This is a genomic window from Noviherbaspirillum sp., from assembly GCF_036846085.1.
Classification (GTDB): domain Bacteria; phylum Pseudomonadota; class Gammaproteobacteria; order Burkholderiales; family Burkholderiaceae_D; genus Noviherbaspirillum.
On record NZ_DAIUCO010000261.1, the window covers coordinates 1 to 7,269 of the forward strand.

The following is a 7,269-nucleotide window of genomic DNA, read 5'->3' on the forward strand; positions in this document are numbered from 1 at the left end:
TCCCTAACCCTCCCCCTACGAGGGGGAGGGAACCGGCAGTTGTGTGTCCTATCTCACTTCGTCTCCGCGAACAACTCCCGCCCGATCAGCATCCGCCGGATCTCGCTCGTTCCCGCACCGATCTCATACAGCTTCGCATCCCGCCACAATCGTCCAGTCGCGTAATCATTGATATACCCGTTGCCACCCAGCGCCTGGATCGCCTCGCCCGCCATCCATGTCGCCTTTTCCGCCGAATACAGGATCGCCCCGGCCGCATCCTTGCGCAAGGCGCGCGCCGCTTCCGGGGTCTTGGCCCGGTCGCAGGCCTGCCCGACCGCATAGACATATGCCTTGCAGGCCATCATGGTCGAATACATGTCGGCCAGCTTGCCTTGCATCAATTGAAATTCGCCGATCGGCTGGCCGAACTGCTTGCGGTCATGGACATACGGCACCACCACGTCCATGCAGGCCTGCATGATGCCGAGCGGACCGCCCGAGAGCACCGCGCGTTCGTAGTCGAGGCCGGACATCAGCACATTGACGCCCTTGCCGAGGCCGCCGAGCACGTTTTCCGCCGGCACTTCGCAATCCTCGAAAACCAGTTCGCCGGTATGGGAGCCGCGCATGCCGAGCTTGTCGAGCTTCTGCGCGACGCTGAATCCCTTCGCACCCTTTTCCACCAGGAAGGCGGTCATGCCCCGCGGGCCGGCCTCGATATCGTTCTTCGCATAGACGACCAGCACATCGGCGTCAGGCCCGTTGGTGATCCACATTTTTGTGCCGTTGAGTACCCAGCGGTCGCCCTTCCAGTCGGCGCGCAGCCGCATGCTCACCACGTCGGACCCGGCGCCCGGCTCCGACATCGCCAGCGCGCCGATGAAATCGCCGGAAATCAGCTTCGGCAGGTATTTGGCTTTCTGTTCCGGCGTGCCGTTGCGGCGGATCTGGTTGACGCAGAGATTGGAATGGGCGCCGTAGGACAGGCCGACCGACGCCGAGGCACGCGAGATCTCTTCCATCGCGACGATGTGCGCGAGATAGCCCATCGCCGTGCCGCCGTATTCCTCGTCGACCGTCACGCCGAGCAGGCCGAGGTCGCCCATCTTCTTCCACAGATCCATCGGGAACTGGTCGCTGCGGTCTATCTCGGCGGCACGCGGCGCGATTTCCGCCTGCGCGAATTGCTGCACGGTCTCGCGCAGCGCGGCGATATCCTCGCCATGATCAAAGGTCAAGCCGGGCAAATGCATCATGTCGTCCTCGCGGGAAGGGGATTGGAATGGAAAGAAGGTGCCAGTCGCGCAAAATCAAACCGCCAATTGACGTTAACGTAAACGTCAATTGGCGGCGATCAGGCGGCATCCTTGAGGCGCCTCACGACCGGCTTCCTGGCGGCCGGCGACGCCTTCGCCGGCTTGTCCTCCTCCAGCATGCGCCGGCATTGCTCCTCGTGCGCGGCGATCTCCGCCAGCGTAATCTGCAGGTCTTCCTGCTGCCGTTCCAGCATTTCGCGATGCTGGGCAAGCACCGCCAGGAAGCGCTTGAGCTGCGCCGCCGTATCGCGCGGCGATTCATACATGTCGACCAGGCTCTTGATCTCCGACAGGCTGAGCCCGAGCCGCTTGCCGCGCAAGGTGAGCTTGAGCCGCGTGCGTTCGCGTGCGCTGTACACGCGGGTACGTCCTCCCGCCCCTTCCCGCTTCGGACTGAGCAAGCCCTGGTCTTCGTAGAAACGGATCGCGCGCGGCGTGATATCGAATTCGCGCGCCAGTTCGGTAATGGTGTAGGTCGGCATGGTGGCGTCCCGCTGTACGCTGAAAAGCGAATGTGTTTAGAATGGCAGTTAACGTTAACGTCAACATATTGTAGGCGCGCATGCCTGAAATGTGAACCTGCAAACTTTCCCCTCCCACATTCTTCTTTCTCCAACGCGCGCTCATGAATCCGCTTGAATCCCAACTCGATTACGCCTTCGGCGAAACGCTGCCCGAACCCGGTACGGTGCACCAGGTGGCCCCCGGCCTGTACTGGCTCCGGATGGGCCTGCCGTTCGCCCTGAACCATATCAATCTCTGGCTGGTGCGTGATCGTCTTGACAATAGCGACAACGGCAATGGCAGCGGCAGCGGCGGCATGCAGGACGGCTGGACCGTGATCGATTGCGGCATCTCGAATGACGCCACCCGCGCTTCCTGGGAAAACCTGTTTTCGACAGTGCTGGACGGCCTGCCCATCCTGCGCGTCATCGTCACCCATTGCCACCCCGACCACGTCGGCCTGTCGGATTGGCTGTGCTCCCGCTGGAAGGCACCCCTGTGGATGACCGCCGGCGAATACGCGTTTGCCCGCATGATGTCGGCCGCGCTGCCGGGCGTCGACGGTACGGCCATGCTGCCGCATTTCCAGCGCCACGGATTGACCGATCCGGCAATGCTGGAGCAGTTGCAGGGACGAAAAAGCTATTACCCGACGCTGGTGCCGGCGGTGCCCGCGGCGTACCGCCGCATCCAGGACGGGCAGGCCATCGGCATTGGCGGGCATGATTGGCGCGTGATCACCGGTTTCGGCCATGCGCCGGAACATGTGTCGCTGTATTGCGCCGATCTGAACGTCCTGATTTCCGGCGACATGGTGCTGCCGCGCATCTCCACCAATGTGTCGGTATTCGCGATCGAACCGGAAGCCAATCCGGTGCAGCAGTATCTCGATTCGCTGGAAAAATATGCCGGCCTGCCACACGATACGCTGGTGCTGCCGTCGCACGGCAAGCCGTTCCGCGGCCTGCATACCCGCATTGCCCAGTTGAACGACCATCACCGTGAACGCCTGGCGGAGGTGGTCGACGCCTGCGCGTCACCCCAGTCCGCTGCAGACATCGTTCCTGTGATGTTTCGCCGCGAACTGGATGCACACCAACTGACCTTCGCGCTTGGCGAAGCGCTGGCACACTTGCACAAGCTGTGGTTCGATGGCGTCCTCCGGCGAGAAAACGGCAAAGACGGCATAATCCGTTTCCGCAAGTCATAAGCTCTGCCACATCGCAGGCCGCCCCGGTCGATCCGCCGGGGCGTGCCATGCACCAGTGGTACAACCACGGCCTTCTATCCAGCGCCAGATCCGCTTCCGGCACGTGCATGAAAAACACTCCCGCTTCACCCCTCGCCACTCCCGCCGTCGCATCCGTCCCCCTGTCGGTCTACATCAAGCTGGTGTTCGTCGCCTTGTTCTGGGGCGGCACCTTCATCGCCGGCCGCATCATTGCGCAGGCGGTTCCCCATCTCACTGCCGCCAGCGGACGATTCGCCGTCGCCTGCCTGCTCTTGCTGCCGCTGGCCTACAAACTGGAGGGCGGCCTGCCACGGCTGAACCGCTCGCAATTGTTGGCGACGTTTGCCCTCGGCGCCACCGGCATTTTTCTCTACAACCTGTGCTTTTTCGCCGCACTATCGCGCATGCCGGCGGGCCGCACTGCGTTGTTCGTCGCTCTCAACCCGATCGTGACGGCGCTCGCGCTGGCTTTCCTGTTTCGCGAGCGCCTCGCGGCGCGCAAGTGGGTCGGCATCGGCATTGCCTTCGCCGGTGCAGCAGTCATCATTACCCGAGGCGATCTAGCCGGCGCGGTACGGGACATTTCACAGTCGATCGGAATGGGGGAACTTCTGATGTTCTGCGGCATTTCCGGCTGGGCCGCCTATACCATCATCGGCCGCCACGCCCTCAAGGGACTCTCGCCGATCGCCGCAACGACGTATGCATCGTTATGGGGCTTGCTGCTGCTGTGTGCCGGCGCGGCCTTCGAGTTGCCGGAACTGGACCCGGCGCGCTTTACCTGGCAGGTCATCGCGTCGATCGTGTATCTCGGCGCATTCGGGACGGCGATCGGCTTCATCTGGTACTACGAGGGCGTCAAGGCGATCGGGCCGGCACGCACTGCCGTGTTCAACAACCTCGTGCCGGTGTTCGGCATCCTGCTCAGCGCCCTGCTGCTGCGTGAACCCATCCTCATCTCAATGCTCGTGGGCGGTGCCCTGGTCATCGCCGGCGTGACCCTGACGAACCGGTGACCGACATTCATTCGTGCAATTGAATCGCGTGCGAGGCATGAACTATTGGGGATGCGGGCTGTTCTAAATTGCTGATTACGCTTCGGCGCTCCGGTTATCGCCCGTTTTTGCCCGGATATATCAGCTTTTATGCCAGCGCTCCAATGCAGCGCTTTCCTCGTCAAGCGTTTGCCATTGCAAGAGCGGCAAAAAGTACCCATTCATATCAAACATATTGTCGAATGCAGAGGGGAAATGGGATTGTGTCTGCGATAATGTGTTAATTATGCTTAACACTTTCGGTCACAACTAGTTGCTACGTTGCAAAGACTGACTGTCACGACGAGACATGGAATAGTGCGTAGTAATGAATCCATCAATTGAACGAGAAGGTTTTAGCGAACGCCTGCAGCAAGCACTGCGAAACGCCGAGTATTCTCCCGATAGTCCGACACAGCTGGCACGGGAATTCAATATCCGTTTTGAAGGCCGTCCAATTACCGTCCATGCGGCACGCAAATGGCTGGTGGGAGAGGCCATTCCCACCCAGGAAAAACTGCGTACCCTCGCGCAATGGCTTGGCGTACCGGCCGAGTGGCTGCGTTTCGGCGGCAATGAAATGCAGCCGACTGCCGATGCGACCGGCGCGCCCTCCCGTTTCGAAAGTGCCGACGTGAAGCTGATCGCCGATCTCCAGCGCCTCGACGAGCATCACCAATCCATCGCCCGCGAGATACTGCGCATGCTGGTGCGGATCAACCGCAAGAAATAGCGCGCCGCCCAGTTCGCCTTAACTTACCTCTCCCATCGCCAGCCGCTGCAGATACCGCAGTCCGTCAATCGCACGGCTTCCGTACCAGGACATCATTTCACCATCGACCAGCTGTACCGGTTTGCCGATCTGCCGCTCCAGCGCATCCGCATGGGCTTCGGTAAACCGGTACGGTTCGGTGGACAACAGCACCGCATCGACCGAGCGCACCAGTTCGTCGGACCACTCGAATGCCGGATAGCGGCGGCCATCGGGCACCCCGCTTTCACACTGCCAGCCGATTTCCTTCAGCATCGCCGCGATATAGGTATCGGGCGAGACGGTCATCCACGGGTCTTTCCAGATGCAGTACAGCACTTTTTGCGGCGGACGCGGCGGCAGCGCCGCCAGCGCGGCATGCTCCCTTTCGAACGAAGCGCACAATGCATCGGCGCGCGGTTGTGCGCCGAAGATGCCGCCCATCAGTCGGTATAGCGCCAGGTTGTCGCGTGGCGCAAGCGGATGGGTCACGATCAGGTGAGGGATGAATGCCGCCAGCTTGTCCACGGTCGGCTTTTCGTTCTCATCGATATTCACCACCAGATGCGTCGGGGCCAGGCGGCGGATCTTCTCGATATTGACATCCTTGGTGCCGCCGATTTTCGGGATCGCCTGCACCACATCCGCCGGATGCACGCAGAACCCGGTGCGCCCGACGAGCTGGGGCGCCAATCCGAGTGCGCACAACAGTTCGGTCAGCGAAGGAACGAGGGAGACAATGCGCACAGCCTCCAAATCCGGTACCGGCAGGTGGGATTGTCCGATGGCGTCGATCAGGTCCATGCCGCCCCCGTCAATGTCCGGCCTGCCGCGTCTTGTGCGGTGCCTTTGAAAATGCAAGGTCGTATGCCCAGTTCGGCAGCAGGCGGAGCAGCTTGGCCACCACGCCCATCTGCCACGGTATGACCGAATAACTGGCGCCCCGGGCGATGTCCGCCGCCGCCTTCGCGGCGAAGCGCGGCGCCGGCATCAGGAACGGCATCGGATAGGTGTTCACCTGCGTCATCGGAGTATCGATATAGCCCGGTGCGATCGTCACCACGCGGACGCCGCTGGATCGCAGCTCCACCCGCAGTGATTCGCAGTAGCTGATGACTGCTGCCTTGGAAGCACTGTAAGCGCCCGCTCCGGGCAGTCCGCGTATGCCCGCCACGCTGCCGATGCCGACCAACCGGCAGCCCTTGTCGCCCGCCCGGGCCTGCGCTTTCATCGCGGCGACGAAGGGTGCGAAAGTAGCGACGGTAGCCGATACGTTGGTGGCGACGATGCGTTCGAATACCGGCAGGTCTTCCTTGAATTCGGTCAGCGTTCCCTGCGAAATACCGGCATTGGCGATGACCACGTCGATGCCGTTGCCGGCTGCGATGAAATCGGCAGCCGCCGCTGCCAGAGCCGCATGATCGGTCACGTCGAGCGGATAGATCCGGTGGCGCTGCGGATGCGGCAAACCGGCGACAAGCTGCTGCAGCACTTCGCGGCGGCGCGCCACCAGCCCGACCATGGCGCCCTGCTCAGCGTAGTGCCGTGCCAGTGCAGCACCGATCCCGCTCGATGCACCGGTGATGAATACGCGTTTGCTCATAAGGGAAGTGTTCATTCAATGCATGTCCGTTAATTGCATGCCCAATAAAAAAGTCCGCCCTCTCACGAGTGACGGACTCTGCCGAAGCGGAATGTGCCGCTTACTTTTTCGGCGCTTCAGCCGCCGCAGGCGTCATGCCGCCGGCGCCTTTTTCCTTGGCAGCCTTGGCCACCAGCCAATCCATCACCTGCAAGGTACCTGCCTGCAGCGCTTCCTCCGGCTGATTGCGCATGCTGTTGCCGACAATGGACGGCGAAGTCAGGTAACGGCCATCGATGGCGATCAGCGGCACACCGTCGACCTGGTAGGCAACCTGCAATTGTTTCGCCCGGCCAACCTTGCTTTGCACGCCAAAGGAGTTGAATACATCCAGGAACTTCTGCTTGTCCAGTCCCTGCGCCACTGCCCATGTAGTGATCGAGGCTTCGCTGTTGAGCGGACGCTTCTGCTCGTGCACGCTCTGGAACACCTTCGGATGCAGGTCATCCAGGCGGCCGAGCGTTTCCAGCGTGTAGTACAGCTTCTGTTCCGGCACGAAGGAATCGCGGAACGCAATCGGCACCCGCTTGAAGACGATCTTGTCGCCCTGCTTCTTCACCCAGTCAACCAGCGCCGGCTCCAGCGCATTGCAGTGCGGACAGGAATACCAGAAGAATTCGGTGACTTCGACCTTCTTGCCGGAGTCGGTCTGCTGTGGCTTGTCGAGCGTACGGTAATCAACGCCATTCTGTGGATTGGCAGGCGAGGCGCCGGCACCAAGCGCGACGAGGCCCAGGCTCAATGCGGCCAATGCATGCTTGAAAAAACGCATATGTTTCCTTTTCACTATGTCTTGATTCATTTCGAGA

Annotated in this window: 8 protein-coding genes; 3 read left to right on the top strand and 5 right to left on the bottom strand. The window is 61.5% G+C overall.

Annotated features, from left to right (window positions below; genetic code table 11):
- Positions 1–53 precede the first annotated feature (53 nt).
- Both V7080_RS21755 and V7080_RS21760 read right to left on the bottom strand, forming a co-directional pair.
- Entirely contained in the window at positions 54–1,238 is a 1,185-nt protein-coding gene (locus V7080_RS21755) for an isovaleryl-CoA dehydrogenase (protein WP_334190478.1), read from the bottom strand.
- Between the two features lie 98 nt (positions 1,239–1,336).
- Complete coding sequence (locus V7080_RS21760; RefSeq protein WP_334190479.1) at positions 1,337–1,780, bottom strand: MerR family transcriptional regulator; 444 nt, start codon at positions 1,778–1,780, stop codon at positions 1,337–1,339.
- 143 nt (positions 1,781–1,923) lie between these two features.
- Between V7080_RS21760 and V7080_RS21765 the strand changes: the two genes are divergently transcribed.
- From V7080_RS21765 to V7080_RS21775, 3 genes are all read left to right on the top strand, one after another.
- The gene (locus V7080_RS21765) at positions 1,924–3,012 is read left to right on the top strand and encodes an MBL fold metallo-hydrolase (protein WP_334190480.1); all 1,089 of its coding nucleotides are present in this window, start codon (positions 1,924–1,926) and stop codon (positions 3,010–3,012) included.
- A 107-nt stretch (positions 3,013–3,119) separates the two neighbouring features.
- Positions 3,120–4,049, top strand: a complete 930-nt coding sequence (locus V7080_RS21770; protein ID WP_334190481.1) for a DMT family transporter — start codon at positions 3,120–3,122, stop codon at positions 4,047–4,049.
- 346 nt (positions 4,050–4,395) lie between these two features.
- On the top strand, positions 4,396–4,800 hold the full coding sequence (locus tag V7080_RS21775; RefSeq protein WP_334190482.1) for a hypothetical protein: 405 nt from the start codon (positions 4,396–4,398) through the stop codon (positions 4,798–4,800).
- A gap of 18 nt (positions 4,801–4,818) precedes the next feature.
- Here the strand turns inward: V7080_RS21775 and V7080_RS21780 are convergent, their stop codons facing one another.
- From V7080_RS21780 to V7080_RS21790, 3 genes are all read right to left on the bottom strand, one after another.
- A complete protein-coding gene (locus tag V7080_RS21780; protein ID WP_334190483.1) occupies positions 4,819–5,622 on the bottom strand; it encodes a helical backbone metal receptor in 804 nt (267 codons plus the stop codon).
- Between the two features lie 10 nt (positions 5,623–5,632).
- Positions 5,633–6,436, bottom strand: a complete 804-nt coding sequence (locus V7080_RS21785; RefSeq protein WP_334190484.1) for an SDR family oxidoreductase — start codon at positions 6,434–6,436, stop codon at positions 5,633–5,635.
- A gap of 85 nt (positions 6,437–6,521) precedes the next feature.
- A complete protein-coding gene (locus tag V7080_RS21790) occupies positions 6,522–7,232 on the bottom strand; it encodes a thiol:disulfide interchange protein DsbA/DsbL (protein ID WP_334190485.1) in 711 nt (236 codons plus the stop codon).
- Between the last annotated feature and the right edge of the window lie 37 nt (positions 7,233–7,269).

Bases quoted from the DNA above. Each gene is read 5' to 3' on its own strand.
- V7080_RS21775 (WP_334190482.1), top strand. From the start codon at position 4,396: ATGAATCCATCAATTGAACGAGAAGGTTTTAGCGAACGCCTGCAGCAA.
- V7080_RS21785 (WP_334190484.1), bottom strand. From the start codon at position 6,436: ATGAACACTTCCCTTATGAGCAAACGCGTATTCATCACCGGTGCATCG.
- V7080_RS21755 (WP_334190478.1), bottom strand. From the start codon at position 1,238: ATGATGCATTTGCCCGGCTTGACCTTTGATCATGGCGAGGATATCGCC.
- V7080_RS21790 (WP_334190485.1), bottom strand. From the start codon at position 7,232: ATGCGTTTTTTCAAGCATGCATTGGCCGCATTGAGCCTGGGCCTCGTC.
- V7080_RS21760 (WP_334190479.1), bottom strand. From the start codon at position 1,780: ATGCCGACCTACACCATTACCGAACTGGCGCGCGAATTCGATATCACG.
- V7080_RS21770 (WP_334190481.1), top strand. From the start codon at position 3,120: ATGAAAAACACTCCCGCTTCACCCCTCGCCACTCCCGCCGTCGCATCC.
- V7080_RS21780 (WP_334190483.1), bottom strand. From the start codon at position 5,622: ATGGACCTGATCGACGCCATCGGACAATCCCACCTGCCGGTACCGGAT.
- V7080_RS21765 (WP_334190480.1), top strand. From the start codon at position 1,924: ATGAATCCGCTTGAATCCCAACTCGATTACGCCTTCGGCGAAACGCTG.